The organism is Paenibacillus terrigena DSM 21567 (genome assembly GCF_000374845.1).
Classification (GTDB): Bacteria; Bacillota; Bacilli; order Paenibacillales; family Paenibacillaceae; genus Paenibacillus_K; species Paenibacillus_K terrigena.
In genome coordinates this window covers 202,825-228,890 of the sequence record NZ_KB895420.1, presented here as the reverse complement: position 1 = coordinate 228,890, position 26,066 = coordinate 202,825, and the positions used below count along the sequence as shown (strand labels likewise).

Sequence of the window (26,066 nt, the reverse complement as noted above, 5' to 3'; positions counted from 1 at the left end):
CTCCATTTCTTACTTAAGCCTTCCATCGTCCTGAAGCTGGGCGAGCCCTTGCTGCACTTCCTCCCGAGGAAGTCTACCCTGCTCAAGTGCCTCATCCGCCTGCCCCAACAAACGATTGTAGAAGGCAATGCCTTCCGAGAGGATATCGGGATCTCGATGATAGAGATGGAAGAGATGATCTTCGGCCTTCGCATAGTTTCCTATTCCCTCGTAGTGTTCCCACAACAGCCGATGCAAGGCATTTGAGAGATATACACCTTGCAGCAGAGCTTCAAGCTCACCGATTTCATCGCATGTCTTCACCCATTTGACTGGATAACCCTGCGTTGATGCATAGGCTAACAAATGCAATGCTTTGATTCGAAGCTGTGCTGCTTTCTCGATATCCTGCCTCTTCTCTTCAATCATCGCCTGCTGCTTTATGAGCAGTGCGACCCCCTGCAATCGATCCGACTCGAGCACACCATTAAAGGTGAACATCTTGATCAGATCCACAGCAGATAGCGATTGAAGCAGCGGGCCGCGAAGACGGAATTTTCGCTGCAAGAGCTCATCGATTTCCCACTCCGCCTCCGTCAATTTATTATCCTGACGAAGACCCATCACTTTGCCAAGCACACTGGTCATCTCTTCAATTAATCGCACCAGATAATCTCTCTGGAACATCCATCTCACCTGCCTGTCATATCAATCAATCTATGACTTGAATCATTTCCGATACAGCATATAGGAATAAATCGTCGGTATTATGGTGCTTAGTAACAGTATAGGGATAAACGTCACCAAGAAGTACGATGCAGGGAAGAATGACGCGACGATCATCAATAATCCACAGACGAACCAACATTTCCCACCGAAGCGATGTGTCTTACGCCAGACTTCCTCACTTGCAAGCGTCCAAGGGGTACGAATTCCCATAAAGTAAGTAAACCGAATTCGGCCCATCCTATTCCCAATTATGATCCATAAGGCCCCAAGCCCGAGCAATAATGCCGTGTTCATGGAAACCGGATACCCTAAATTATACGCAATCCCAAAGCCAAAAATAAAGTGAATGAACAAGACAACCGCCCAGCGCGAAAGTTGAAATGTCGATTCGAACAGCAAATAGTTGGCTTTGCGCGGATCGAGGTTTCGTGTCATTTTAATAATGATCGGCAATAAGATAGCCAACCCTCCATACAATAACCAGAATGCCCATTTGTCCATCGTCCGCGTAGGATTTCCATTCAGATCGAATTTCGAGATGACTTGGTCGGGCAGCCGCGGATAGAACAAGGAAGCTAGCACGAACAAGAGGGTGCTGACTACGATCAGTATCGTATCCTTGCGATCCCATAGCTTCGATGGATTGTCTTTCGTTTCTGAGGTATTCATCGCCTTTTCCCTCCTATTTATCCTTCTGAATCATGTTCAGGAACCAACCGAGCGCCTCTTGAATGACGGTCGTATTGAGCGAATAGATAATGTTCTGACCCTGACGTTGATCCACAATTAATTGTGCATGCTTCAGACTGTTCAGATGATGTGAAATGCTTGGTTTTGTCATGGCAAAATGATCGGCGATTTCGCCTGCGGACATATCCCGTTCTTTCAACAACACCAGAATCTGACGCCGCGTCGGATCTGCCAGTGCCTTGAAGGCATCATTCACGGGTGCTCCCTCCATTCCTTAGATAATTAGGTAATCTTCTAAACGGATTGTATGCAATCCTAGGCGATGTGTCAACAAACCCTATATCGCAGCAAAAAGAGGCCTCTCATAGCATCCAAACTAGGACATCCTTGGGCCTCTCTCTATGAAAATCTATCCATACACACGCTGCAAAAAGCTTCGCAGTACAGGTACCAACTCGTCCGGCGTCTCCATCATGCTCATATGCCCCGCAGCAGGGATGATGACCGGCTCAATATGTGTTCCTTCTACGGTGAACGCTTTGTCTGGCGGCACGATCTGATCCAACTCTCCAGCAACGATCAGAACCGGCAATTGCGTCTCTTGCAATACGTGATTGCGATCAGGACGCGACCGCATCGCAAGGCTCGCACCGGTTGCACCTGCTGGCGCTGTTCCATAACCAATTTGCTTCGCCTGCTCAACAAGCTCTGGCATCGTCGTGACATGTTCAGGTGCGAACAATTTCGGTACAAGGCCATCGACAAATGTCCGGATGCCTTCTTCTTCAATCGTCTTCACCGCTTTTAACCGGTTCTCGCGCGCTTGCTCCGCATCGGGATTCGCCGTTGAATGGACAAGGGAGAATCCAGAAAGTCGTGCAGCATATTGTTCAGCGAATGCTAGGGTTATATAGCCTCCCAGCGAATGTCCGAATAAGACAGCCTTTGCAATCCCTAGTTCGTCCAGCAATTCCACAATATCTTGGGCCATAGCTTCGATCCCGAACTCCGTACCGATCACGGCCGATTGTCCGTGCCCCCGTAAGTCGGGCGTAATGACCTTATAACCCTGTGCCATATCGGGAACGACAGCTTCCCAATAATCTGAACTGCCGCAAAACCCGTGCAGCATCACAATGGGATTCCCTTCACCTTGAACCTTGTAAAATAATCCTGCCTTTGTCTTTCCTTGTTCGATTCCTGAGCTCATTTGCGTCCCCTCTTTTCAATCTCTATTTCGATGTTGAGATCACGACGCTTCGCGTCTGATTATAGGCGAATTCATGTTCAGGGTCTGTGACGATGAGTGTATGTTCCCCTCGCAAGTCATTCCAGAAGCATTCCACACCTTTGCCTTGCGCAGTCCCCCCGAACATTTTGCAGCCTACACAATAACTCATCAATTGCTGTTCATTGAAATTAACAATTTTATTACGCATGCAGCAATAGACTTGTCCATCCTTCGATTTTATATTCACATGATTCATCCATGTCATTGTCCATCTCTCCTCTCGGCCTCTAGAGCACCTGTGTATTAGCGTACCTAGATTATATGCGGCCTATATTAAAAAGAGACTCGAATTTTGTAAACAAATTAAAAAAATTTCTGCATGCGGATTGTCCTGGATCTAATGGCTCAAAAGCGCATGCGCAAGCCCTTCATCAACCGCGCTGGCAATCTGCTCCGCCATCTGCATCACATGATAGAGCGAAGTCATCTGCAACGTCCAATACGGCTTCGGTCCGCTTACATTCACGACTCCTGCAACGCTGTAATGACCAACCTCCGGCAGTCGCCCTCCTACGGATTCCGCAGGCTTCAACGGTTTACGCGACACATAGTATTGTCCCACCATTGAAGGATGGCCTAGACAGGCATCGACTGCCACGACGATATGATGCTGCGGGATGGTCTTCAATCGAGTTGCAAGATTCGTCGCGTCGCATGGATTGGCCAGCGTACCGATCACATGCTTGAATCCACGCTGTTCCAGCAAAGTACCAAGGAAGGGACCGAGTGCATCTCCTGTCGAACGATCCGTACCAATACAGACGAACGAGAGATGATCTACAGAATGTGCGGTGAAAATCGACTGGAAAAAAGACGATAACTGATCCGCTGTCATTTTCTGCCGAGAGCTCCCTACCGATGAACTCGAATTCAATTCATGCATCGTCACCCAACCCCTCCTTGCATTAATCTGTCCGTATATTGCTATGATTGTAACTGAACAATAAATTCATGGCAATTTTTTGAGCACCTGTGATTTGAATCATGCTACAATAAAGATATTGAACCTGGAAAGGATGAATAATGTGGATCTTACTCAACCAACACAAGAAAACGTAGAATATATGATTGAAGCCATCAAAACCAAGCTCAAAATGGCAACCGCCGCTGCGATGCAAGCTTCATCCTTCTCCGTCGAACGTTATGAAGATATTCAAGAACTATACGATATCGTCGTAAGTAAACAGAACTTCAGCATTAGCGAAATCGAGGCTCTGGTCTCCGAGTTAGGTAAACTCAGACACGCCTAATTCATGTGTTAAAATCGAAAAACAGGCACTGCTCTTTCCGAAGAGCGGTGCCTGTTCTATTCTATGTATTAGGCATGTAAAATGGAACGTACCGCAGCCATCCGCTCCGAATCGATCGGCGCAAGGGACTTACCGTCTACTCGCACACCTGATCCGAAATGAACCTGCTGTACACCTGTCTCATGTAAGAAAGGCGCAAGCTTCTCCGCATCCGGCGATAACCCGCTCCCCGCCAAGATCGTACAATGCGTTCCGGCCGTACGCTCGACCATCGCTCGAATGCGATCCGTCGCATGGAGCACATTAGGCTGTCCGCCTGAAGTAAGAATGGTCGTTATCTGTGGATAGGCAAGGATCTGCTCGAGCGCCGCCATTTGATCCTGAACTTCATCAATGGCACGATGGAACGTCATTTTCATATCTCCTGCGCGATCCAATACCCGTTCCAGCAATCGAATATCGATTTCGGCTTTGGGTGTTAGAGCCCCAAAGACAATTGCATTCGCACCTGCCCGTTTGATATGCCGAACCTCAGACAGCATCGTACGAATATCCTCCCGATCGTATTCGAAAGACCGGCTGTGAGGTCGAATCATAACATTTACTGGAATATTGACCGATTTGACCGCTTCCTCGATCAAACCTATGGACGGAGTCAAGCCTCCCTCCTGCATCGCCGTGATGAGCTCAATCCGATCCGCTCCATACGCGGCAGCCGCTTTAACTTCCGTTAAAGTCGTCGCAATCACTTCGAGAATTACACGTTGCTTCATAGCTTAAATACCCCCTTGCTGTAGCCTACAATTTTGCCCGCATCATTCCGGATGTCTGCAGGGAACCGCTCATGAATTCGCTCAATCGTCTCGCGATTGTCATATTGAATCTGTTCTAGAATCGAGACCACGATACGCGCCCATTCTTCATCGGAACCGTCAATAATTTTGAAGGCGAATCCAAGTTGTTCCTTCCTTAGACTAAACCCATAGATCCCTTTGAAGCCGCCTTTAGCGACAATGTTCGAATCTTGCAGCAAAGTCGAGCAAATCCGATTCGTACCCGAGACATTCTCAGGATACGCATGCATCGCTGAAGTGATCTTACGAACCGCTTCTCGTGTCTCTTCCTCTTCGATCAACTCTGGACAAGCCAGCTTCAAGTAAGCAGTGGCAATATTCCGCAGCGGAAGCGCAAATACGGGAAGCCCACAACCATCAGTTCCACGCGCAATTTGATCTTCTGGCATCTCAGCCATCATGGCGAGTGTCTTCACAATCTCAAGCTGTGCCGGATGATTCGGGTCCTCATAGCCTTCGAGCGAATAACCCATCAGCTTGCAGTAAGATAGTACACCGAAATGCTTGCCTGAGCAATTATGATAGATCCGTCTTTCATGGCCTTGATCACGAATGATTGTCTCTCTTGACGCACGGTGCATTGGATAACTCTTCGCGCAGACCAAGTTCGACTCCTCAAGCCCTGTATGCTTCATGAAATCCTGTAATGTATCCATATGAAAAGACTCGCCGCGATGCGAAGCCGTCATAATCGCAATCTCGCGATCCGTTAAGCCATACGCTTCATGAATGCCGGCCCGAATCCCCGGAATGGCCTGAAATGGCTTGCCTGCAGAACGCAGGAATGCCACATAATCGGCGTCGCCTACCTCATATTTCACTTGTCTATCTATTCCAACACCGCAAATATGACCACGATGCAAACATTCGAGTGTCTCGTTACGGTATTCCTCCACCAATACTTGTTCCATGATGATAACTCCCTTTCGGATCGTACTCCCTTTCAAGTATACAACAAAAAGCTACCCTCGGGCAGGATAGCTCTTCCTTTGAAGCTTCTTCACTTCACGGCTTTCTGAACATAGACATGCAGCTGTCTCCACTTGCCGTCCTCCCAAGTCCATAAGGAATGCACATAGGCAATCACGTCATCATCACTGGCACCCGTAACCTTCTGTACACCCTGTAAATCCGTCGTTCCGTTCTTATCGAAATCAACAGGCTGAATCACTTCGAATGAAGCATTCGACACCTTCGTTGGACGCAGCAGCTTTCCATTTTTATAATAGCCTGCTGCATCATACTTTTCCTTCCGATCCTTCATATTTACAGCGTAGGTATCTTGCCCCTTCGCCTTCAACGTAATCGTGTAATCATTCTCCAGTTGGCCGACGATTTCGATCGGATTCGGTGCAGGCATCGGAACAACCTCTTGGTTCTTCACCGTATACAGTCGATAATTTGCTTTCTCTGTGTTGCTTCCTTTTGGCAGCTTCACAAGAACATCATTCACCTGATCCCCATTCAAATCGCATACGACCATGCTCGGTCGATACCCGCCTTGGATGAACGTGACACTGGTCTTCTGATGTTTCACATCTTTGTAGATCAGATAGACGAGCTGATAATGATCCGAATTGGGATCGTCCTTGCCGCCCAACAACCCGATCTGTTCCTGCTCACGATCCCCTGTTATGTCTCGCGCATCTGTCTGAAGCCATTGCAAATTCCGAAGCGCATTTAGCTGCGGATGATCTGGAATTTCCATCGGTACCGTTACGGACTGCTCAGGTGCAACTGTTACAGGCGATGACCCAGAAGAAGCGGAAGCACGCAAAATGCCTGGGAATAAGGTACTTAACATAAAGGTAATACAGATGACAGCAATCCAACTCGATATCGCGCGTTGCTTCATACAGCACATCCTTGTCTCTATCGTTTATTACCGATTAGGATGGCAAGATCGACCAAGGATTATGTACCGATACAGCACTCACTTAAGTAAGATGATTATTTGGACTCGGAATTCTCAATCACTTGCTTGAAAACTGAAGTTAGATGCAACACATCCTCATCTGATACGTTACCGAATAAATCGTTCATCAGCTCATGCCTGCGCTTCGCGATCTCTTGCATCGTCTGAATCCCCTTCTCCGTAATTTTCAAATATACAACGCGCCGATCCCGCTCATCGCGCAGCCGCTCTGCATAGCCGCCAAGAATCAGCTTGTCCGAGCATCCGGTCACAGCACCAGCTGTAATATAGATGGCATCGGCAATATCTGAACCTTTCATAGGACCTTCTACATACAATTTATCGAGTACAAGAAATTGCGTCCTTGAGAGCTCACTATTTACATTTCTAGCCCATTCAGACTGCACTTTTCTCATGAACTTTCTAAATTCATTCTCCATTTCCATAAGGTTCTCACGTTTAGCCAACGTACAACCTCCTCTAGGTCATAATAATTGTAACCACTCCATGAACCATCCAACAGTATATGACTTTTTCTTGATAAGGGTCAATACCCGCCATCACCTTTCCCTATAGGGATTATCCCGGTTGAGGTTTCCTTCGTTCGACAGGATTCGTAATCTTATTTTAAATAGATTGATACCTTGATGTAACCCTAGGCCGTTTGAACACGTATAAAATATAGATGTAGAAAACATATCCAACCCGCCCGAAATATGCTAATGACAAGGACGGACTGACAGGAGGTACATCATTTATGAGACAAAAAATCATGGCACTGACCCTATCGTTATCGATTCTCGCCACATTCCCCGCAGCGGCGTTCGCTGCAGACCATACGCAATCCGGTTCTGACAACCCGCCTAAAATCGGACAAACTTTCTCACTAGATGGCGTAACCGTTCCAGAGAATACCGTGCTGCTCGACCAGCAAAAGATTGATGTGAACAAAGACGGCGTGCTGGACACTGCGTATGTGGTTGGAACCCGTGAAGATAAGGAATCCCCTTTCTCCCAAGACATTAACCTTATTGTTGTCGATGGCAAAACATCCAAAATCATGAACGCGAACCTTATCGGATTCGATGGCTACATGCCTTATATTAATTTTGCAGGCGACTTCAACGGCGATAAAGCGAATGACATTATGCTGACGGCTGATACAGGCGGATCAGGCGGCTATATTACGAGTCGTATCGTCTCGTTCTATAACAATACACCCAAAGTTATTCTATCCGATAATTTACGGATTAAAGGCAATCTAGCCACATTCAATTCTCTTGATCCCTTCGACACGAATGGGGATGGGATCTACGAATTGCTCGGCGAAGAGCGACTTACCGGGGATAGCAATGCCGAAACCATCGGCTATGTGAACACCACGCTATCCTACCGAAACGGCGAGTTCACCGTCATGAAGCAAGCAAAGACGAAAGATGCACTAAGCTCTATTCATACGAGTCCGGCTCAAGATTTCATGTATGTCATCCCTGCATCATGGGAGGGCATTGTGGATATCGAGAAATTGAACCAAGCCAAGCTGGACAAGATCAAGCACGGCGGCGTTTACTCGGAACGGATTATGTATACACCAAGAGGGTCCAAAGCCAATGACGAGATGATCCTCTCCATCACGAAATATACGAAGAAAGAGTGGGCATCCCTTGCCAAGAGCCAGAATAAGGGTGGCGTCATTGTTGGAACGCAAAATGATAAGGTCTACGTGATCGAGACACCGCAGTCGAATCCATATCCAAATGGAAGTAAAGAGGCGCGAATCTTCAATGATCTCGTCTCATACATTCCAACATTCAACCGGATGTTCAGCGTAACGACACCAACATTCAGTAAGCCAGACAAAACCTTCTCAATTACCAAACCGATTACGGCACACAAAACAACAACAAGTAAAGCACTCGGTACGTTGATGCCTCAGATCGTCACAATTAACAATGAGAAACTCGATACGAAGGGGAACAAGTGGTATCAAATCCGTGATGCGAAATTCGGAGAAATTTGGTTTCAAGTCCCTAAATAATCGTCTAATCGTTATATTTCAAAACAAGCCCACTGCGCAGTTCATCTGTTCAGTGGGCTTATTGGTATGATGTTGCCTTCTATAATTTAACTGGAACACCAGTCGCTGCAGAATGTAAAGCTGCCGTTGCAATCCGCTGCGATTGGATCGCATCCTGATAGGTAGAACGAATATGCTGGGTATCTCCAGTGCGTACCGCATGGATGAACGCTTCATTTTCATGGACATACGGATTAGATTGGTTCTGAAGTGTATACGTCTCACCCTTCGTCCGATCTACAAGTTGGTTCGAATGAATCTCCATCACGCCTTGATCAGTATAAATATGAAGCCCTACTTGACCGGATGTCGGCACAATACACGTATTCGAGATGTTCGCCACGGCTCCGCTCGCAAGCTTCAAGGTCACGGTACCGACATCCGCAACGGTAACGCCTTCCTCGACCTGATGCATGACGCGATTCGCATAAGCGGCATAAACTTCGGTCACTTCACCCAGCGTATAACGGAGTAAATCAACCATATGCGTCGTCTGCTCCAGGAATTGGCCACCAGAGCCCTCCTGCTTGCGCCACCATCCGACACGCGGCATGTCTCCCATCCATGTACCGAGTGCCATCCCTACGGTTCGACCCTGTAAGAGCTTGAGCGCTCTCTGCGCCGCATCGGTATACCGGAAATGATAGCCTACCGAAGTAATAAGAGATTTCTCCTGAATGTGTGCGTAGAGCTCCGCAGGGAGCTGATCATCTAACGCAATCGGCTTCTCGATAAAAAACGGAATGTTCCGTGCGATAACTGACTTCTCCATCTCCCCATGCGCAAATGGAGGTACACAGATATAGACGGCATCCAGCTTCTCCTGATCGAGCATATTCTCAACATTCTCGTAAGCCGATACGTTACGCCATTTTCCTGCCAAGCGCTCAGCCTTCTCCATACTTGTCCCACATACAGCGCTAACATGTACACCTTCCATTTGCTCTAATAAATTGCAGTGCATCTCCGAGAACCATCCGGTTCCGATCATCCCAATCTTCATTGACCAATTCCTCCCCATTCATTGAAATTCATCATGCATGACGACTATCCCAAATCTCGTAACCTTCTATCCCCATCCACGGCCCGTGCGCTTCACTTCATCCATGATCGCTCGTACACCTTCTTCAATGCGATCCTCGTGAACACGAGTAATACTTAGCCGAAGGAATTTGGAAGAAGGTGTATGACCTTGCAAAAAGAAATGTTTGCTTGGTACCGTAATAATGTTGGCCCGCTTCAGCTTCGTATGCAGCTGATCCATATTGACGACTTTCGGCAGCATCAGCGAAATATACACGCCTTGTTGGACGGGAGCGACTTCTACCCATTCTGATGCTTGTACTTGCGTAAGCGCTTGGTTCATCCGATTCATCCGATCCGCATAGAGCTGTATAATTTTGCGCTTATGCCGGTCGAACATCCCATTCTTGAGGTAAATCTCCAGTGCCCCTTGAGAGACAATTGAAGAATCGGCATCAGAAAAGGCCTTATATTGCACGAAGGTCGGATGAAGCAGCTTGGGTACTACCGCTGCACCGATTCGAAGCCCCGGGAATATGACTTTGGAGAAGCTTTTCAAATAAATCACATGTTCAGACGTATCATAGCTATAGAGCGGATTCATCCGAACCTCGGTTCCCAAGTCCCCCATATAGTCATCTTCGACAATATAGACATCATACCGCTCGGCTAGCCGAACGATCGCTTTCCGTTCTGTAAGGGTAAAGGAAGTCCCCAGCGGGTTCTGATACCTCGGCATCGTATAGAAGAACTTGATATCCCCGTGCTTGAACATCTTCTCCAGCTCGTCCAGATCCAGGCCACGAGTTGTTCGGGCAATGCCTGCGACGTTCACGCCTTCCAGCTCTAGGAACCGCTGATAGATCTCATAGCTTGGCTGCTCAATCAGAATAACGGATTTGCCATTCGGAAATGGCATGCGGGTCAGAATGTTCAGCGCTTGCTGTACACCCGACGTGACAACGATCTGATTCAGCTTCGTGAACACTTGATCATCGGCAAGATGCTTCACCAGCATATGACGGAAGCTCTCTAGGCCCTGAGAATCGCCATACGTGAACAATTGATATTGATAGGTGTCGATCGCGCGATTTAGACAATGCTGAAAATCAAGGTACGGGAAAATATGCAGGTCTGGTGATGCCGACGAGAAATCTAGCTTGTCGTTGTCCCTCCCTTGATCCCACTGTTCTCCGCGACGATCTACCACATAATATCCACTCTGCGGCATCGCATAAATGATATGTAGACGTTCGAGTTCTGCATAGGCACGAATAATGGTGCTCTTACTGCATCCATACATCTCGGATGCATCACGGATCGAGGGGAGCTTGTGACCAGGAACATACTGACCTGTGCGAATTCGTTCTTCCATATCCGTCAGTACGGATACATATTTAGCCATCAACACACCGCGTTTCTATATAAAAATCATGAACCACTTGGAACTGTACCGATACAATTCAGTTAAATCCATCTCGTCAGCTTCTAGTTATTATCGTATCTTCAGTATAACGATTCACACTATCACTGAATAGAAGGAAGATCGTCATTTTCAATAAATCCATAGGATTTATTCTAGGAGGAATTTTATATGAATTCACAACAAAGCAATAAACTTGCCGTCGTATCCGCGGTCATCAACGCTAGCATCATCGGATTATCATTCTTGTTCATGAAGAGCGCGCTCCAATCGGCGGACCCCTTCACCGCGTTAGCCTATCGGTTTATCCTGTCGTTCTTGGTTCTTAGTATCCCTGTTGCGCTCGGGTGGATCAAAATCGATCTTCGCGGCAAATCACTACGTCCGATTCTAGGCATGGCGATCTTGTATCCGACTCTATTCTTCGCGCTTCAAGCCTTCGGATTGCAGCACGCATCCTCTGCTGAAGGAGGTATTCTCTATGCATTTACGCCCGTCTTAACGGTTCTGTTCGCGGGATACTTCCTGAAAGAACGTACAACGCTTAAGCAAAAGTTAGCCATTGTACTCTCGGTATTTGGGGTATTGTTCGTGGTTATTATGAAAGGCACGAAGCTGGATATGTCTCATCTTGCGGGGATTATCTTGTTGTTCTTATCCGTCTTATCCTTCTCAGGATACAGCGTATTCGCCCGGAAGCTCACCGGCCAGTTCCGTCCGATCGAACTGACTTATATCATGATGGCGATCGGCAGCGTAGCCTTCGGTGCCATGGCACTGATTCAACATGGCGTGAACGGTACGATGGAGCAATTGATTCAACCCTTGTCCATCGGCTCCTTCTGGATTGCGATTCTCTATCTAGGATTACTCTCTTCCCTCATGTCGCTGTTATTACAGACGTATACGTTGTCCAAAATGGAAGCTTCCAAAATGAGCGTATTCTCCAATCTTGCAACTGTCGTAACCATGATTGGCGGGGTGCTTGTATTCGGTGAACAGATCACAATCTATGATATGCTCGGGTCTGTCATGATTATCATCGGCGTTATCGGTACACTCATATGGGGAAAGCGTAAGACAGAGCAAGCAGAATCACTGAACACGAACAGCCCTGCCGTGACGCCTCCCTCACAAGTACGTGCGAATCAATAAGTTTGCGATTGAGCTTGAACGACGAGCACTTCGCGAACGAATCGACCTTTGTGAACCTGACAGCGGTCTACAATATCGAAGCCAGCATGGGCAACCGATTCGTCGATCGGCTCCGTTGTAATCAATACGACGCGATCTGCGAATCGATGCGCACTGCGCAGCATCGACAACCGCTCCTCATCGGAGAGCTTTGAGCACAGATTATAGGGCAGATCGATGATCGCCGTATCATAATGATCCGTAATATCCCGCACATCGCCTAACGTAACCACATTCGGGTAGCCAAAGTGCGCAAGATTCAGTCGTGCTCCACGGGTCGTTAACGGGTTGATATCGCGACCAACAATGTCGATTCCCATCGATAATGCTTCAAGCAATACGGTCCCAATCCCGCAGCATGGATCTATGACTCGAACGCCCTCCACTTCGGGGACGGCAATATTAGCGACGGCACGCGCAAGTCTTGTACTCAGTGCCGTCGAATAATTCTGAGGCTTATCTTGATGTTGCTTCCAGATCGCCTTACTCTGCATACACTCACCGAGTATCCAACCCTCCGTATGCTTCGTGACGCCGAGTATAAGCTCTGGATTGCGCATATTCACCTTGCCGCAGATCGCTGCTCCGAGCTTCCGTTCAATCACCCGCTCCTCATCATAGGATACAAACTCACCTGATTTATAATATACGACCTTAAATGATTTTCCCTGCTGGATTTGTAGGAAATCAACCTGCTCAACCAGCTCGTCAAGGGTCGGAGCCGTGTATTCGATTGTAATTCGTTCATGAATGAAAGGACTCCGGCTTGGATCAATCAGACGTGATGAGATGAGACTCTTAGCACCGATCTTCGCTCCTCTGAACAATGTACGTAGTTCCAATTGACACAACGCTTGTTCATCTTCATGTGCTGCATACGTATATAAATAGCTCTTCATTCGTATTAACCTCTTCCGTTATTCAACCTCTAGCCAGTATAGCGGATATTCACCGCCTGCTCCAGCAAAATAGCCATGACAGATAGCCGATCCTACATCGCTATCTACCACGGCTATTCTAAGTTTCTTTTCAATGACATGCGAACTCATACCGTTATTGTGCGTAGTGCTGCTGGTACCAAAAAGCAGCTGCATCTACCTCTGCTCCAGTGAGCTGGTGACCTGCATTTCCCCAGTGAAGCGTCACCGAAGCCCCTGCATCACGCAGGAGTTGATCCAGCTCCTCGGATTCGGATTTCGAACAGATCGGATCATTCGTACCTGCACCAATGAAGACTTCGGTCCCCTCTAGATTCGGCAACGCGACTCCGCGGCGTGGAACCATCGGATGATGCAGAACAGCGCCTCTGACAGCGTTCGCGTAATGGAACAACAAGCTGCCAATCATATTCGCACCGTTCGAATACCCTACGGCGATGAAATTGCTGCGATCTAATCCATATTGCTCAGCTGCTTGATCTAGGAATTCGTAGACTTCTGTCGTGCGGAAGATAAGGTCCTCTTCATCGAATACCCCTTCAGCCAACCGTCTGAAGAAACGAGGCATGCCGTTCTCCAGAACATTCCCTCGAAGACTGAGGATGCTTGACGATGGTGCAATATGCTTCGCAAGCGGTAATAGATCGCGCTCTGTGCCGCCTGTTCCATGAAACAGTACAAGTGTTGGTGCATTCGGGTCTGTGCCCTGCTCGAATAAATGAATCATACTTGACCCCCTCCTAAACTTCGAACTTCGATTGGAAGTAAATTCGCTTCTATCTGCGCTCGTCTTGGCTCGAACCAATGCGGTAGCATGAGCTGCTCGCCAAGTGCATCCGGATCCTCATCGCGTGCGAAGCCTGGAGGATCTGTTGCAATCTCGAATAGGATGCCTCCAGCTTCACGGAAATACAGCGCATGGAAATACTGGCGATCAAGAATATCTGTCGGTTTATAACCGCCTTGGATGACAGCCTGCCGCCATTGCGCATGCTCTTCATCGTCTTTGGCACGCCATGCTATATGATGCACGGTACCTGCGCCGCCATGGCCCCATTCCACATTATTGGCGCTAACATCAATTAAGTTGCCAATTTCTCCGGTTGCTTGATAACGTATATAACCTACATCTTCTCCAACCTTCGTTAGCCCCAACACATTCTCCAGTACGTCCATCGTACGCGCTGAATCCACGCTGAACAGCACAGCCCCGCCGAAGCCTTTGATTGCTGCCGATGTCGGAATACCGTCGAATGACCATGCACTCCGTTTTCCTTCCTCGCGTTCAACGAGCTCCAACTGCAAGCCTTCTCGATCTGCGAATTGCAGATATTTCTCGCCGAAGCGCTCTGCCGTCGAGATCGAAATCCCAAAATGTTTCAATCGGTCTTCCCAGAAGCCCATAGCGCCTGACGGAATCACATATGTCGTTCTCCCCACTTGTCCTCCGCCAACCCGTCCTCTGCGAGATTCAGGCCAAGGGAAGAACGTGATAATCGTACCCGGATTACCAGCCTCATCGCCGAAATACAAATGATAGACCTCTGGCGCATCAAAGTTAATCGTCTTCTTCACAAGTCTTAACCCAAGAATCCCTGCGTAGAAATCAACATTCTCTTGAGGATTCCGAGCAAACGCCGTAATATGATGAATCCCTGCTGTTCGTAATGACATGTTCCCCTACCCCTTTCCAACCATAATTTATTTTGAAATTTCGGTATTGTAGCTAACGAACTCCGCTATCGGCTTGCGGTAACCGCGCGGTCTTTGGCCCGCTACCTGCTCTTGCCCAATGACGATTAACATCGCTGGTACATATCGAGTTGAGATATTGAGTGCTTCTCTTATGGCTTCCGCATCGAACCCGATCATCGGACATGTATCCCAGCCCTTCTCCTTGGCAATCAACATGAACAGCATTGCGGATAAACTCGCATTACGTATGGCTTCATCACGCTTAAAGGTATCGCCGCGGTCTTCATAGAACGATGTCACCGATTCAACGGTCATATCGTATTCTTGCTTATTTATGACCCCAAGATGAAGCATCCCTTCATTGAGCTCACCAACCTGCGTGTACGCCTCCAGATCGCCAAGTACCAGAATGGCAGCAGATGCCGATTGGACCTTATACTGCTTATTCGCCGCTTCATAGATCTTCCCATTCTTGAGCGCCTCATCATCGATAACGATATAGTGTGCATGTTGCAAATTAAACGCCGACGGTGCATATTTGACGAGATTAAACATCTCATTGAGTTCTTCTCTTGTAATATGTACCTCTGGCTTAAATTTCATAGCCGATCTACGGTCTTTCACTATTTGCATGAAATCAGTCATGATATGTTCCCCCTACTGGATAATATATGAATTATTTCGTTCCATGATTTACTTGTTATTTATAACTTGATTATAGTATATAACAAAAAGTAAGTCAATAACAATAAAAAAAGAAACGCTATCGCACTTGTTTAAAGTGGAAACGTCCCTTTATCCTAACCCTTTATTTTAAATATAATCGTCGTCTTCGATCACATTGGATGCATGCTGCATCGATGCATCAGGAGCCGCAGGTGTTGCGGATGGAATCGCATTCCCTTCTTGCACATCATCACGCCCAAATTGCATCGATGTTAGTCCTGCACTAGCCGATGTTGCTGCATTCATCGACTCGAAATCCGCTTGAATCGCATCTTGAACAGCTTTTCTACTCTGATCTGACATGGTTGTCTCCTCCTCGTTCTCAAGCTTTTGCTTACAAGGATAGCGTGACCATTTCCGGCAAAACTATGTATTCGGCCTCATCCAAGGTAGGATTAACACTTTTCATAGTTGATTGCTTCTCTAGAAAGCCTTTAAATAAGAATATAACCGATACAACAGGAGGTACTTCCGCTATGAATTCATCTTATTCATCTTTCGATCAGATTACGAACCGATTCGGCACCAACAGCGATAAGTGGGATATCATGGCTCAGCAATTCGGGCAGAACCAAATCGCTCTTTCCGTCGCCGACATGGATTTGCTGACGCCCGAAGCCATTCAGAAATCCATTCGACGCATGGCAGATCACGGCATTTACGGCTATACGAATCTATTCGCACCTTATTATGATGCGGTCAAGCGATGGATGCGCAGCGCCTATTCATGGCAAATAGAACAAGAATGGATCGTCTTCTGTCCACGTATCGTCCAAGCAGTCTCTTTAATCATTCAGCATTTTACAGAGGAAACGGATCGGGTCTTGGTTCACACGCCATGCTATCAGCCAATCCCGCGATCAGTTCGTCTGAATCATCGCACCTTGGTGGAGAGTCCGCTTCAGCTTATCAATGGACGGTATGAAATGGATTTTGATGATATGGAACGCCATATGCAGGAAGGAATCAAAATTCTATTGTTCATCTCTCCGCACAACCCGACGGGACGGGTCTGGACGCGGCCTGAACTGGAGCGTGTTGCAGCGTTATGCGAGAAGTACGATGTACTTATCGTCTCAGATGAAATCCATGCGGATTTCGCACATGTTGGACATGAGCATACCGTCATTGCCACCTTGTCCGATGTGATCGCACAACGCTCCATCATCTGCACCTCTCCAGCCAAAACTTTCAATCTGGCAGGTCTAGAAATTTCGAACATCATCATTCCGAATGCAGAATTACGTGCAGGCTTCCGGACGCGCATGCTTCAATCTGGCGTATTCGATCCGACCTTCTTCGCTGTCCCGGCACTCGAAGCTGCTTATACAGCTTGTGATGAATGGCTTGGGGAGTTACGCACATACATTCAAGGCAATATTGCATTTGCGAAGCAATTCATTATGGAACATATGCCAGAGTTAGTCGTCATTGAACCAGAAGGCACGTACCTGCTGTGGGTGGATTGCCGTGCGGTTAGTAGAGATGAGCAGGCATTGAAGCAATGGATTGAGCAGGAAGCTGGCGTCACTGTTAGCTTCGGTACGGCGTTCGGCCCTGGTGGTGATGGCTACATCCGAATCAATTTAGGAACACCGCGTGCATTGCTGCAAGAAGCACTTGAACGAATTCAGAGAGCCTATCCCTTAGCGAAGAGGTAAATGAACGGACTTCTGGATATTCTAAACCTACAAAGGAGTCGTGCCGATGCATCCCTATTCTGAACAACTCGAAGCGTATTTCCGAACTCACGCGAGTGCTAAAGCAGCCATTCCTATGGCAGCTTATATGCGGGATCAATTCCCCTTTCTCGGTATTCGAACGCCAGAAAGAAGTCAATATTTACGCCAGTTCATGCAGGCGAATCCACTGCCTAAAGGCCAAGAACTTGTTCAAGTTGCCGGTGAAGTATGGTCACTGCCTGAACGAGAGTTCCAATATATCGCGATGATTCTCTACGAGAAACACCGGAAGCATGCCGAACAAGCACATATCGATGTCTTAGAACACCTTATTACAGATAAATCCTGGTGGGATACGGTCGATCTGATCTCCTCACGGTTGATTGGATTCCATCTCGCCAAATATCCGGAGCTGATTACATCCTATACGGAACGATGGATTGAATCCGATAACTTCTGGCTGCAGCGCGCTGCCCTGCTCTATCAGTTAAGTTATAAGCAGAATACCGACGAAGAACGATTGTTCCGATACATTCGGCGCCGTGCGGAAGAGAAGGAATTCTTCATTCGCAAAGCCATTGGCTGGGCTCTTCGAGAATACTCGAAGACGAATGAAGCGGCCGTGCGTAAATTCGTAGCGGAGACTGCCCTCTCGCCGCTAAGTCAGAAGGAAGCGCTCAAACATGTTGAGCGAAAGAACGCATGAAGCTATTTGACTTAGATCGCATAGAACAGTCGATCACTACGCATGCGCTCCGAAGCTGTATTTTGACAAAAGGCGATCAAATGCTGTTCGAGTACCATCGGGAACCCGACTCAGCAGACGCACTGCATAAGATCAACTCCTGCACCAAAAGTGTGTTATCCGCACTCGTCGGGATTGCGATCGATCAGGGGATTTTGCCAGGGACTGACGCACCGTTCCATCCCTTCTTCCCACAGCTGGAACAGGATGCCGATGATCGTAAGCGCAGTATAACGATCGAACATTTACTCTCGATGACTGCAGGGTTCGAATGGATGGAGTTCGGTGGACTAAATTCGTTCCCTCGCATGACAAAGACGATGAATTGGGTAGATTTCACATTAGCATTACCTTTGTCAGATCCTCCAGGTGCGCGAATGATCTACAATTCCGGCTGTTCGCAGCTGCTCGCGGCTATGATCATGCAAGCTTCTGGGCAATCGGTTGAAGAATTCGCTAAGCACCATCTCTTCCACCCTCTTGGTATAGAGGAATGGCAGTGGGAAGTCGATCCGCAAGGCATTCACACGGGAGGCTTCGGCCTCTATATGAAGGCTCGGGATATGCTTAAGTTCGGGCAGCTCTACCTGCAAAAAGGTCGATCACAAGGTATGCAGATTCTTAGCGAGTCATGGATCGAGCAATCGACTTTGCCGCGTGTGCAAGTTAGTAAACCGCGCGAAGGCATGTACGGCTGGCATTGGTGGGTATCTACTTTCACGACCGAGCAAGAACCAGCGATAGAAGTTCCTTATTACTTCGCCCTCGGATTCGGCGGACAATATATTATCGTTGTTCCATCTCATGATCTGGTAGCCGTCCTTACCAATGACAAGCATAAGAAAAGGAAACCGCCCATCGATGTGTTCCTGCAGTATATTGCTCCTACGCTTGTCAAATGAAAAAAGGCTTGTCCTCCTGTACAGTGGACAAGCCCTTTTTTTATTTACTTCCGCCCATAGTCGGCTCGAATTTCGCCCCAGCTCTGCGTCTCCCACTTCAGGACTTTATTCTTGTAAGTGTTCGTCCTAAGCCACTGTTCCGCTCGATCAACCAGGGTCCAGATCTCTTCCGTCGAAGCATCGCGAACAAGCGTGGAAGCTACCTTCTTCTGCTTAAGCCATTTCAGCGCATTTGCCGAATCGCTATAGATTGTCTGTGTGCTGTCCTTCTGTTTCAGGTAGGCCAAACCATGTACAATCGCAAGGAATTCGCCCAGATTGTTCGTTCCCTTCGCAATTGGGCCATGTGAGAACAATATATCTCCTGTCTGTGTATCCACACCTTTGTATTCCACCGGACCCGGATTCCCTCGTGTCCCGACATCGACCGAAATGCTGTTATAGTCGATTTCCGATAGCGGCACGTCTTTGGATGCGGGTTTGCGCGATCCCGATGTCTTGGCAGCCCCGCTCCCCTTCGATCCGGCTTGATTCCAATACGACTTCGCTCCGCCTTGATAGGCTTTCTCCGCTTCCGCTAAGGTCTCATACGATTTATACTTGGCCTGCGGGAATTGATTGACCTGCTCTTGGCACTCCGGCCATGTCTTATAAATCCCCGGCTTTTTCCCAGCCCATACGACATAATACTTCTGCTTCGCCATTCTCGTCCTCCTCGTGCCCTACTCGTATTTCCTTATTATAATGGAAAATGGACGGCAGAAGAAATGGGGTGCACGTACACCCTGCTCACACGTCTGCCTCATGTGCGCAACTAGCATGATAATCTTCGGTAAACCTGCTTTACATTCGGCATTTTCTTCTCCATAATGATCATAATTATGATTCTTGCATCATTTGATTATAGGGGATATGACATGGAAGACAAACTTGATCATTTAACATATGAGACCATCGAAATCTGTCTGCTCGCCGGCAAAATTATGCTGCAGAGCGGTGCAGAAACATCCCGTGTTGAAGATACGATGACACGGATGGCCACATCGCTTGGTCTCCCACGTTCGCATAGTTATGTCACGCCGACGGGCATTATTTTCTCGACGGATGGTGCAGAACCTGCCAAGTTAATCCGAATCACAGAACGAACGACAGATTTATCCAAAGTCGCCGAAGTGAACAATGTGTCTCGCGCACTAACAAGCGGCGCAATCACGATGCCGGAAGCTCGGCTGCGACTACGAGAAATCGAACAAGATAAACATACATATCCGATCTGGTTCCAGATCGTCGCTGCGGCAATATCCAGTGGCTGCTTCCTGATTATGTTCCGAGGCGGCTGGTACGATTTCATCCCTGCTGTCCTATGCGGAGGTCTCGGACTTGCATCCGTCATCTATTTCCAGCGGATCGTGGCTGTGAAATTCTTCGCGGAATTCTCAGCATCGTTTCTGCTCGGACTACTCGCATTCTTAATCGTCAAGCTTGGAATTGGGTATGAAGTAGATAAGATCATCATCGGGTCGGTCATGCCGATCGTTCCTGGCCTGTTAATTACGAATGCTGTCCGTGATCTGATGTCCGGTCATCTCGTCTCAGGGATCTCCAAGGGGGCAGAAGCGTTCTTAACCGCCTTCGCTATTGGAACAGGTATTGCCCTCGTCTTCATCTTACTCTAACCAACTCATTCGAAAGAGGTCAATCTATGATCGCACAACTCATTACCAGTTTTATTGCCTCCTCCGCCTTCAGCGTGATCTTCAATGCCCCAAGACGTTCGCTGCCGCAATGCGGCCTTGTCGGCATGGTCAGCTGGGCTGTCTATATTTTACTGAACGGAAGCTACAGCACCGTTCTAGCAACGTTCGCTGCGACATTCGTCGTCGGAGCGACTAGTATTGTGTTCGCGCGGATGTATAAGACGCCCGTCATTATCTTCAGCGTATCGGGAATGATCCCCCTCGTGCCCGGCGGCATGGCCTACGATGCGATGCGCCATTTCGTCGAGAATGACTACAATGTCGCGCTGCAGCTCGCTGCGCAAGCCTTCTTCATTTCTGGAGCGATTGCGATTGGCCTTGTGCTTGCTGAGGTGCTGAATCAGATGCTGCGCAAGGTGGGGAGTCGGATCTGAAGGCTAGCTGCATTAATGAAAATGCCCAGTAAGCAATAAATTTGCTTGTTGGGCGTTTTTATTTGATGCGGGTCGTTTGGGCTGGTTCGGCGAAATACCTGCACATTTGCAGTTATTTCGTCCAAGTGGGCAGCTTTCCAGCCATTTAACTGCACTTCTGCAGTTAATTCGTCCGAGCGTGCAACCTTCCCGCCATTTAACTGCATTTTTGCAGTTATTTCGTCCAAACCTGCAACTTTCCCTCCATTTAACTGCACTTTAGCAGTTAATTCGTCCGAGCGTGCAACTTCCCCACTATTTAGCTGCACTTTTGCAGTTATTTCACCCACGCGTGCGGCTTTCCAGCCATTTAACTGCACTTTTGCAGTTATTTCGCCCGCGTGTGCGACTTTCCAGCCATTTAACTGCATTTTTGCAGTTATTTCACCCGAGTGTGCGGCTTTCACGGTCATTTAGCTGCACTTTTGCAGTTAATTCGCCCAAGCGGGCAGCTTTACAGCCCATTAGCTGCATTTTTGTAGTTATTTCGCCCAAGCGTGCAACTTTCCCGCCATTTAACTGCTTTTTTGCAGTTATTTCTCACACGCGTGCTACTTTCCCGCCGATTAACTGCTTTTTTGCAGCTATTTCGCTCACGCGCAGCACTCGCCCACCATTAGCTGCCTTTTTGCAGTTATTTCGCACACGCGAGCTACTTTCCCGCCACTCCCCCACCCACCTAAACACAAAAAAGGCTTGGCCCCTACGCCAAGCCTTTCTATATTTAAGCAACTTCCTGGTTTGATGCAATCGCTGCTTTCTCTTTGTGATCCGGAATCAGAAGATTCAACAATACCGCCGCAAGCGCACCTACCGTCAGACCCGAAGATAGAACATAATTTACGAAATCAGGCAATCCGTCCGTTGCGCCTTTCGGAAGCACTGTAATCGCAATCGTTAACAATACCGGGATACCAATCACCATCATATTGCGATCATCGAGCACGACGTGTTGGATAACTTTCAGACCATTAATGACAATCGCGACACAGACAATACAGAAGATGCCGTTAATCACAGGTTCAGGAATACAAGTAATCAATGCAGACAGTTTCGGCATCAGTCCGAGCAAAACAAGGATACCGCCGCCCGCCATAATCGCCATCCGGCTGCCTACACCCGTAATTGCGATCAAGCCAGCGTTCGAAGAATAACCCGTCATTGGCGTTCCGCCAAACAACGAACCGACAAAACATCCAAGACCTTCACCAAAAGATGCGCGGTTCAGACGCTCGTTCGACAGATCCTCACCTGTAACGGAAGAAATAACGAACCATGTACCCGTCGTCTCAATCAAGACGATGAAATATACGAATACCATCGTAAGAATGGCACTAATATCAAACACAGGTGCTCCAAAAGGGAACAGTTTCGGGAAAGAGAACCAAGCGGCATCTTTCACAGGTGAGAAATCGACTACGCCGAACAACGATGCGGTGATGATGCCGGCGACAATCGCAACGATAACCGAAATCAGGCGGAAGAATGTTCCTAGCCCTTTCGCTTTACGTCCAAGAAGAATACAAACAACAAGTACAGTCGCCGAGACAGCACCGATTAGAACATTCGTGCTCAGTTCTCCCTGCCCATGCCCGTATACATTCCCTAAGCCGACAGGCATCAGGCCAATACCAACAATCAGGATAACCGTTCCCCCGACAAGCGGCGGAATGAATTTACGAACAGCTTTGGCGAACCATTTGAGTGGAAGGCCGAGCAGCATGACGATCAATGCGCCTGGAAGCAAGCTTCCGGCCATTGCGCCCATGCCAAGTTTACTGCCAATGGCACCAATTGCAGCGATCGGTACGTAGGATGGTCCTTGGACAACCGGCAAGCGCAGTCCGATCCCCGTCTGAATCAATGTTGCGATCCCTGTCGCAAAGAAACACATTTGAATAAAGAAGGAAGCATTGCTGTTACTTAATGATAAAATCCCTGCAATAATGATCGGCGCGATATACAAATCCATCGCTAATACGTGCTGTAATCCTAACAAGAGCGCTTTGACGGGGCCAATCTTCTCATTCACTCCGACGATAAGCTGCGGTTTGTTTGGCTGCTGCTGTTCCAACGAATACCATCCTCTCTTTTATGGCAAAACTTTTTTGACACTCGACACAATATGACAAAAATCATAATTCCGATTATAGGCGACACTTTTCGATTTGTACAGCCCTAAATACGTACATTAAATAATTACAACAAAATCAATGTTCGTCTTTATATTGAATAACCTGATTTATTTTGATAATATGTACCATATAAACGTTTTAATCGCGAAATAGTGACATTAAATATTAAATTCTATCAACTTTGAGTGAGCGAAGGAGTATGAAATCATGATCATTGAAGATGCGGTATTACGGCGTGAGTGGCTTGTAGCATGTCGAACGGATGAATTGCAGGAGAAACCACTTGGCGTGATGCTGATGGGAGAACGTGTCGTGTTGTTCCGGAATGAGGAAGGCGTACATGCGTTCAAAGACTTGTGTATTCACCGCGGAGCGAAGCTATCTCTCGGCTGTGTACGTGATGGCAACCTCGTATGTCCTTACCATGCGTGGGAATATGATGGCAGCGGCGCTTGCGTCAAAATCCCACAGCTTCCAGCTGATCGTGCTATTCCAGGTAAAGCTCGTACTTACAAATATGCTTGTAAAGAAGAATATGGTCTGGTGTGGGTATGCCTCGACAGCGAACAAGCTGCTCCGATGTTCGCACTTCCAGAATGGGCGGACGATTCGTATCGCAATGTGATGTGGGGATCAACGACGGTTGAAGCGAAGCCGCCGCGCGTGATCGAGAACTTCCTTGATGTTGGTCATTTGGCCGTTGTGCACGAAGGTTACCTCGGCGTATCTACGCATACCGTGATCGGAGACTATCACGTGATTCATGACGAACAGTCCATTCGTTCCGAGGAAATTGAAGTATTCCAACCTGATCCGGACGGTTCCGGTCAAGCCAAAAACGTCTATTACACGTATGAAATTCTTCGTCCAATGACGGTGAAATTCACGAAACGCGACAAAGAGCAAGGCAACAAAATGTCGATTATTCTTACCGTGTCTCCGAAGGATACAGAGACGACGATTGCTTATGGCATCTTGTCCTTTAACTATCCCATGGACTTGTCGGATAGCGAAATCGCGGCGTTCCAAGACGTTATTTTCGCGCAGGACAAGCCTATTGTTGAGAATCAGAAGCCGGAAGATCTTCCGCTCGATCTCCAAGCAGAGCTCTCACTCGCTTGCGACCGGATGAGCATCGCTTACCGTCGCTACTTGAAAGATACTGGCCTCGTATGGGGCACGGCATAATTCTACGTCAAAAAAAGCTGGCACCTGTCATTTCAGGGTCAGCTTTTTCATCTATTCAGCACTTAACTTAGGTTGCACAGCATTGTTTGTACTTCCGTCCACTCACTGCGAGGATTACGCGCCTAATATAAAATAAACCAAGAACAACGCTGCAATCACATACATCGCACCAGAGACCTCAGCCCGTCGCCCACTCACAATCTTCACGAGCGGATAGGCAATAAAGCCAAATGCGATGCCATTCACGATACTGAAGGTTAACGGCATGACCGCAATCATCAGATAGGCGGGGAATGCATCGGTAAAGTCATCGAGCTTCACATGCCTCATCCCTTGAATCATCAAGCAGCCAACAATAATCAGTACTGGTGCAATGGCGCTGCTCGGGATGATTTTCAGAATCGGAATCAAGAACAACGCTGGAATGAACAATAGTCCGGTTACGAACGGTGTTAAGCCGGAACGGCCACCGGCAGCAATCCCTGCAGCCCCTTCTGCCGCTGTCGTTGTTGGACTGCAGCCGAGCATTGAAGCCGCAATAATCGATAAGGAATTCGCTTGAAAAGAACGTCTGAACTTCGATGCGTCCGGCAGCATACCGAGCTGTGCACCCATATTCGCAAAAATAATGACCATCGATAAAGAGAACACAGCAATCCAGAATTGAAAGGAATGGATTTGGCTAAAATCAAATGCAAAGAATACTTCATCATACCCAGCCATCGAGAATTTGAAACTGCCCATTCGGGAGAAATCCACGATCCCTAACAAAATGCCAATGATCGTACCAGCAATAATCCCAATCAAAAAGTTTCCACGAACGCCACGTAAAAATAAGGGAACAACAATGATCAAAGTTAAAAGCGTCGTCAATGCATGTGGGTCACGCAAACTAGCTAGTGTAACAAAGGTCCCTTCGCTCGCGACGATCACGCCTCCATTTTTCAATCCGAGAAAGCCTATAAATAGACCGATTCCAGCTGTCATCGCATGAATCATGGAGCTTGGAATCTTCTTGGATAAATAGACCGCGCCTTTCGTCATACTGACAATAAAGAAAACAATCCCTGCGATCAGAACGGCGGCAAGCGCCTGCTGCCAGGTCAGACCGAAGGAGAACACTAATGTGAAGACGAAAAATGCATTATCCCCCATCCCCGGCGCAAGAATTAGCGGTGACTTCGCCCAGAAGGCCATCAGCATACATCCAATAAGCGCAGAGAATACCGTCGCGATCGTCGCTGCTTCATACGGCATGCCCGCATTGCTCAGAATCGCCCCGTTGACGGCAATAATATATGCGATTGTAATGAATGACGTCAGCCCCGCGAGCATCTCCGTCCGGATACTGGTCTGCTGATTATCAATTTGAAATATACGTCCTAATCTTGAGTTCAATGATGATCCCCCATCCATGCTGCCAGTAATTTTTGAATCTTGTCGAATCATGTTACAATAAA

30 protein-coding genes are annotated in these 26,066 nt (G+C 47.7%); 9 read left to right on the top strand and 21 right to left on the bottom strand.

Going from position 1 to position 26,066, the window contains the following annotated elements; translation table 11 throughout:
- Positions 1-9: 9 nt before the first annotated feature.
- The 6 genes from C558_RS0122825 to yyaC form a co-directional block, all read right to left on the bottom strand.
- Complete coding sequence (locus C558_RS0122825; protein ID WP_018758631.1) at positions 10-666, bottom strand: DUF6483 family protein; 657 nt, start codon at positions 664-666, stop codon at positions 10-12.
- A 42-nt stretch (positions 667-708) separates the two neighbouring features.
- On the bottom strand, positions 709-1,377 hold the full coding sequence (locus C558_RS0122820) for an SdpI family protein (protein ID WP_018758630.1): 669 nt from the start codon (positions 1,375-1,377) through the stop codon (positions 709-711).
- 13 nt (positions 1,378-1,390) lie between these two features.
- The gene (locus C558_RS0122815; RefSeq protein WP_018758629.1) at positions 1,391-1,654 is read right to left on the bottom strand and encodes an autorepressor SdpR family transcription factor; all 264 of its coding nucleotides are present in this window, start codon (positions 1,652-1,654) and stop codon (positions 1,391-1,393) included.
- A gap of 153 nt (positions 1,655-1,807) precedes the next feature.
- Positions 1,808-2,608: an alpha/beta fold hydrolase gene (locus tag C558_RS0122810; RefSeq protein ID WP_018758628.1), complete on the bottom strand. Its 801-nt coding sequence runs from the start codon at positions 2,606-2,608 to the stop codon at positions 1,808-1,810.
- A 22-nt stretch (positions 2,609-2,630) separates the two neighbouring features.
- A complete protein-coding gene (locus C558_RS0122805) occupies positions 2,631-2,894 on the bottom strand; it encodes a hypothetical protein (protein ID WP_018758627.1) in 264 nt (87 codons plus the stop codon).
- A gap of 132 nt (positions 2,895-3,026) precedes the next feature.
- On the bottom strand, positions 3,027-3,572 hold the full coding sequence (gene yyaC / locus C558_RS0122800) for a spore protease YyaC (protein ID WP_026264084.1): 546 nt from the start codon (positions 3,570-3,572) through the stop codon (positions 3,027-3,029).
- A 142-nt stretch (positions 3,573-3,714) separates the two neighbouring features.
- On the opposite strand from yyaC, the gene C558_RS0122795 reads away from it, so the two are divergent.
- The gene (locus C558_RS0122795; RefSeq protein ID WP_018758625.1) at positions 3,715-3,939 is read left to right on the top strand and encodes a DUF1128 domain-containing protein; all 225 of its coding nucleotides are present in this window, start codon (positions 3,715-3,717) and stop codon (positions 3,937-3,939) included.
- Positions 3,940-4,007: 68 nt separating this feature from the next.
- On the opposite strand, the gene C558_RS0122790 is transcribed toward C558_RS0122795, so the two are convergent.
- The 4 genes from C558_RS0122790 to C558_RS0122775 form a co-directional block, all read right to left on the bottom strand.
- The gene (locus C558_RS0122790) at positions 4,008-4,712 is read right to left on the bottom strand and encodes a copper homeostasis protein CutC (RefSeq protein ID WP_018758624.1); all 705 of its coding nucleotides are present in this window, start codon (positions 4,710-4,712) and stop codon (positions 4,008-4,010) included.
- On the bottom strand, positions 4,709-5,704 hold the full coding sequence (locus C558_RS0122785) for an asparaginase (protein WP_018758623.1): 996 nt from the start codon (positions 5,702-5,704) through the stop codon (positions 4,709-4,711). Before C558_RS0122785 ends, C558_RS0122790 begins: the two co-directional genes overlap by 4 nt.
- An 89-nt stretch (positions 5,705-5,793) precedes the next feature.
- On the bottom strand, positions 5,794-6,648 hold the full coding sequence (locus C558_RS0122780) for a hypothetical protein (protein WP_018758622.1): 855 nt from the start codon (positions 6,646-6,648) through the stop codon (positions 5,794-5,796).
- A gap of 95 nt (positions 6,649-6,743) precedes the next feature.
- The gene (locus C558_RS0122775; protein ID WP_018758621.1) at positions 6,744-7,175 is read right to left on the bottom strand and encodes a MarR family transcriptional regulator; all 432 of its coding nucleotides are present in this window, start codon (positions 7,173-7,175) and stop codon (positions 6,744-6,746) included.
- Positions 7,176-7,465: 290 nt separating this feature from the next.
- Between C558_RS0122775 and C558_RS0122770 the strand changes: the two genes are divergently transcribed.
- Positions 7,466-8,746, top strand: a complete 1,281-nt coding sequence (locus C558_RS0122770) for a GW dipeptide domain-containing protein (protein WP_018758620.1) — start codon at positions 7,466-7,468, stop codon at positions 8,744-8,746.
- Positions 8,747-8,825: 79 nt separating this feature from the next.
- Here C558_RS0122770 and C558_RS0122765 read toward each other — a convergent pair whose 3' ends face one another.
- Together C558_RS0122765 and C558_RS0122760 are read right to left on the bottom strand one after the other, a co-directional pair.
- Positions 8,826-9,788, bottom strand: a complete 963-nt coding sequence (locus C558_RS0122765) for a Gfo/Idh/MocA family protein (RefSeq protein ID WP_018758619.1) — start codon at positions 9,786-9,788, stop codon at positions 8,826-8,828.
- Between the two features lie 66 nt (positions 9,789-9,854).
- Complete coding sequence (locus tag C558_RS0122760; protein ID WP_018758618.1) at positions 9,855-11,213, bottom strand: aminotransferase-like domain-containing protein; 1,359 nt, start codon at positions 11,211-11,213, stop codon at positions 9,855-9,857.
- A 189-nt stretch (positions 11,214-11,402) separates the two neighbouring features.
- On the opposite strand from C558_RS0122760, the gene C558_RS0122755 reads away from it, so the two are divergent.
- Positions 11,403-12,386, top strand: coding sequence for a DMT family transporter (locus tag C558_RS0122755; RefSeq protein ID WP_018758617.1), 984 nt, complete (start codon positions 11,403-11,405; stop codon positions 12,384-12,386).
- Here the strand turns inward: C558_RS0122755 and C558_RS0122750 are convergent.
- The 5 genes from C558_RS0122750 to C558_RS0122730 form a co-directional block, all read right to left on the bottom strand.
- A complete protein-coding gene (locus C558_RS0122750) occupies positions 12,380-13,324 on the bottom strand; it encodes a hypothetical protein (protein ID WP_018758616.1) in 945 nt (314 codons plus the stop codon). The two genes, C558_RS0122755 and C558_RS0122750, sit on opposite strands and share 7 nt — an antisense overlap.
- A 154-nt stretch (positions 13,325-13,478) precedes the next feature.
- Positions 13,479-14,090 (bottom strand): alpha/beta hydrolase, encoded by a 612-nt coding sequence (locus C558_RS0122745; RefSeq protein ID WP_018758615.1) that lies wholly within the window; start codon positions 14,088-14,090, stop codon positions 13,479-13,481.
- Positions 14,087-15,037, bottom strand: a complete 951-nt coding sequence (locus tag C558_RS0122740) for a ring-cleaving dioxygenase (protein ID WP_018758614.1) — start codon at positions 15,035-15,037, stop codon at positions 14,087-14,089. The genes C558_RS0122745 and C558_RS0122740 overlap by 4 nt, the downstream gene beginning before the upstream one ends.
- A 27-nt stretch (positions 15,038-15,064) precedes the next feature.
- A complete protein-coding gene (locus C558_RS0122735; RefSeq protein ID WP_018758613.1) occupies positions 15,065-15,703 on the bottom strand; it encodes a nitroreductase family protein in 639 nt (212 codons plus the stop codon).
- Positions 15,704-15,871: 168 nt separating this feature from the next.
- On the bottom strand, positions 15,872-16,087 hold the full coding sequence (locus C558_RS0122730) for a hypothetical protein (RefSeq protein WP_018758612.1): 216 nt from the start codon (positions 16,085-16,087) through the stop codon (positions 15,872-15,874).
- Between the two features lie 173 nt (positions 16,088-16,260).
- On the opposite strand from C558_RS0122730, the gene C558_RS0122725 reads away from it, so the two are divergent.
- Genes C558_RS0122725 through C558_RS0122715 form a run of 3 tightly spaced genes read left to right on the top strand, consistent with a single transcriptional unit; the run spans position 16,261 to position 19,113 of the window.
- Complete coding sequence (locus C558_RS0122725; RefSeq protein ID WP_018758611.1) at positions 16,261-17,445, top strand: MalY/PatB family protein; 1,185 nt, start codon at positions 16,261-16,263, stop codon at positions 17,443-17,445.
- A 46-nt stretch (positions 17,446-17,491) separates the two neighbouring features.
- Positions 17,492-18,172 (top strand): DNA alkylation repair protein, encoded by a 681-nt coding sequence (locus tag C558_RS0122720; protein ID WP_018758610.1) that lies wholly within the window; start codon positions 17,492-17,494, stop codon positions 18,170-18,172.
- The gene (locus C558_RS0122715; protein ID WP_018758609.1) at positions 18,169-19,113 is read left to right on the top strand and encodes a serine hydrolase domain-containing protein; all 945 of its coding nucleotides are present in this window, start codon (positions 18,169-18,171) and stop codon (positions 19,111-19,113) included. Before C558_RS0122720 ends, C558_RS0122715 begins: the two co-directional genes overlap by 4 nt.
- A gap of 44 nt (positions 19,114-19,157) precedes the next feature.
- Here C558_RS0122715 and rnhA read toward each other — a convergent pair whose 3' ends face one another.
- Positions 19,158-19,817 (bottom strand): ribonuclease H, encoded by a 660-nt coding sequence (rnhA, locus tag C558_RS0122710; protein ID WP_018758608.1) that lies wholly within the window; start codon positions 19,815-19,817, stop codon positions 19,158-19,160.
- A 213-nt stretch (positions 19,818-20,030) separates the two neighbouring features.
- On the opposite strand from rnhA, the gene C558_RS0122705 reads away from it, so the two are divergent.
- The gene (locus C558_RS0122705) at positions 20,031-20,789 is read left to right on the top strand and encodes a threonine/serine exporter family protein (protein WP_018758607.1); all 759 of its coding nucleotides are present in this window, start codon (positions 20,031-20,033) and stop codon (positions 20,787-20,789) included.
- Positions 20,790-20,815: 26 nt separating this feature from the next.
- The gene (locus tag C558_RS0122700; RefSeq protein WP_018758606.1) at positions 20,816-21,244 is read left to right on the top strand and encodes a threonine/serine exporter family protein; all 429 of its coding nucleotides are present in this window, start codon (positions 20,816-20,818) and stop codon (positions 21,242-21,244) included.
- Here the strand turns inward: C558_RS0122700 and C558_RS0122695 are convergent.
- Both C558_RS0122695 and C558_RS0122685 read right to left on the bottom strand, forming a co-directional pair.
- Complete coding sequence (locus tag C558_RS0122695; RefSeq protein WP_018758605.1) at positions 21,211-21,696, bottom strand: hypothetical protein; 486 nt, start codon at positions 21,694-21,696, stop codon at positions 21,211-21,213. The genes C558_RS0122700 and C558_RS0122695 overlap by 34 nt on opposite strands.
- 311 nt (positions 21,697-22,007) lie before the next feature.
- On the bottom strand, positions 22,008-23,357 hold the full coding sequence (locus C558_RS0122685) for a uracil-xanthine permease family protein (RefSeq protein ID WP_018758603.1): 1,350 nt from the start codon (positions 23,355-23,357) through the stop codon (positions 22,008-22,010).
- 268 nt (positions 23,358-23,625) lie between these two features.
- On the opposite strand from C558_RS0122685, the gene C558_RS0122680 reads away from it, so the two are divergent.
- On the top strand, positions 23,626-24,606 hold the full coding sequence (locus C558_RS0122680) for an aromatic ring-hydroxylating oxygenase subunit alpha (protein WP_018758602.1): 981 nt from the start codon (positions 23,626-23,628) through the stop codon (positions 24,604-24,606).
- Positions 24,607-24,720: 114 nt separating this feature from the next.
- Here the strand turns inward: C558_RS0122680 and C558_RS0122675 are convergent, their stop codons facing one another.
- Positions 24,721-26,004 (bottom strand): NCS2 family permease, encoded by a 1,284-nt coding sequence (locus C558_RS0122675; protein ID WP_026264083.1) that lies wholly within the window; start codon positions 26,002-26,004, stop codon positions 24,721-24,723.
- Positions 26,005-26,066 lie beyond the last annotated feature (62 nt).

Coding starts and splice junctions, on each gene's coding strand:
- C558_RS0122825 (WP_018758631.1), bottom strand. CDS start 666: ATGTTCCAGAGAGATTATCTGGTGCGATTAATTGAAGAGATGACCAGT.
- C558_RS0122820 (WP_018758630.1), bottom strand. CDS start 1,377: ATGAATACCTCAGAAACGAAAGACAATCCATCGAAGCTATGGGATCGC.
- C558_RS0122810 (WP_018758628.1), bottom strand. CDS start 2,608: ATGAGCTCAGGAATCGAACAAGGAAAGACAAAGGCAGGATTATTTTAC.
- C558_RS0122805 (WP_018758627.1), bottom strand. CDS start 2,894: ATGACATGGATGAATCATGTGAATATAAAATCGAAGGATGGACAAGTC.
- yyaC (WP_026264084.1), bottom strand. CDS start 3,572: ATGCATGAATTGAATTCGAGTTCATCGGTAGGGAGCTCTCGGCAGAAA.
- C558_RS0122790 (WP_018758624.1), bottom strand. CDS start 4,712: ATGAAGCAACGTGTAATTCTCGAAGTGATTGCGACGACTTTAACGGAA.
- C558_RS0122785 (WP_018758623.1), bottom strand. CDS start 5,704: ATGGAACAAGTATTGGTGGAGGAATACCGTAACGAGACACTCGAATGT.
- C558_RS0122780 (WP_018758622.1), bottom strand. CDS start 6,648: ATGAAGCAACGCGCGATATCGAGTTGGATTGCTGTCATCTGTATTACC.
- C558_RS0122770 (WP_018758620.1), top strand. CDS start 7,466: ATGAGACAAAAAATCATGGCACTGACCCTATCGTTATCGATTCTCGCC.
- C558_RS0122765 (WP_018758619.1), bottom strand. CDS start 9,788: ATGAAGATTGGGATGATCGGAACCGGATGGTTCTCGGAGATGCACTGC.
- C558_RS0122760 (WP_018758618.1), bottom strand. CDS start 11,213: ATGGCTAAATATGTATCCGTACTGACGGATATGGAAGAACGAATTCGC.
- C558_RS0122755 (WP_018758617.1), top strand. CDS start 11,403: ATGAATTCACAACAAAGCAATAAACTTGCCGTCGTATCCGCGGTCATC.
- C558_RS0122750 (WP_018758616.1), bottom strand. CDS start 13,324: ATGAAGAGCTATTTATATACGTATGCAGCACATGAAGATGAACAAGCG.
- C558_RS0122745 (WP_018758615.1), bottom strand. CDS start 14,090: ATGATTCATTTATTCGAGCAGGGCACAGACCCGAATGCACCAACACTT.
- C558_RS0122740 (WP_018758614.1), bottom strand. CDS start 15,037: ATGTCATTACGAACAGCAGGGATTCATCATATTACGGCGTTTGCTCGG.
- C558_RS0122735 (WP_018758613.1), bottom strand. CDS start 15,703: ATGACTGATTTCATGCAAATAGTGAAAGACCGTAGATCGGCTATGAAA.
- C558_RS0122730 (WP_018758612.1), bottom strand. CDS start 16,087: ATGTCAGATCAGAGTAGAAAAGCTGTTCAAGATGCGATTCAAGCGGAT.
- C558_RS0122725 (WP_018758611.1), top strand. CDS start 16,261: ATGAATTCATCTTATTCATCTTTCGATCAGATTACGAACCGATTCGGC.
- C558_RS0122720 (WP_018758610.1), top strand. CDS start 17,492: ATGCATCCCTATTCTGAACAACTCGAAGCGTATTTCCGAACTCACGCG.
- C558_RS0122715 (WP_018758609.1), top strand. CDS start 18,169: ATGAAGCTATTTGACTTAGATCGCATAGAACAGTCGATCACTACGCAT.
- rnhA (WP_018758608.1), bottom strand. CDS start 19,817: ATGGCGAAGCAGAAGTATTATGTCGTATGGGCTGGGAAAAAGCCGGGG.
- C558_RS0122705 (WP_018758607.1), top strand. CDS start 20,031: ATGGAAGACAAACTTGATCATTTAACATATGAGACCATCGAAATCTGT.
- C558_RS0122700 (WP_018758606.1), top strand. CDS start 20,816: ATGATCGCACAACTCATTACCAGTTTTATTGCCTCCTCCGCCTTCAGC.
- C558_RS0122695 (WP_018758605.1), bottom strand. CDS start 21,696: ATGACCGTGAAAGCCGCACACTCGGGTGAAATAACTGCAAAAATGCAG.
- C558_RS0122680 (WP_018758602.1), top strand. CDS start 23,626: ATGATCATTGAAGATGCGGTATTACGGCGTGAGTGGCTTGTAGCATGT.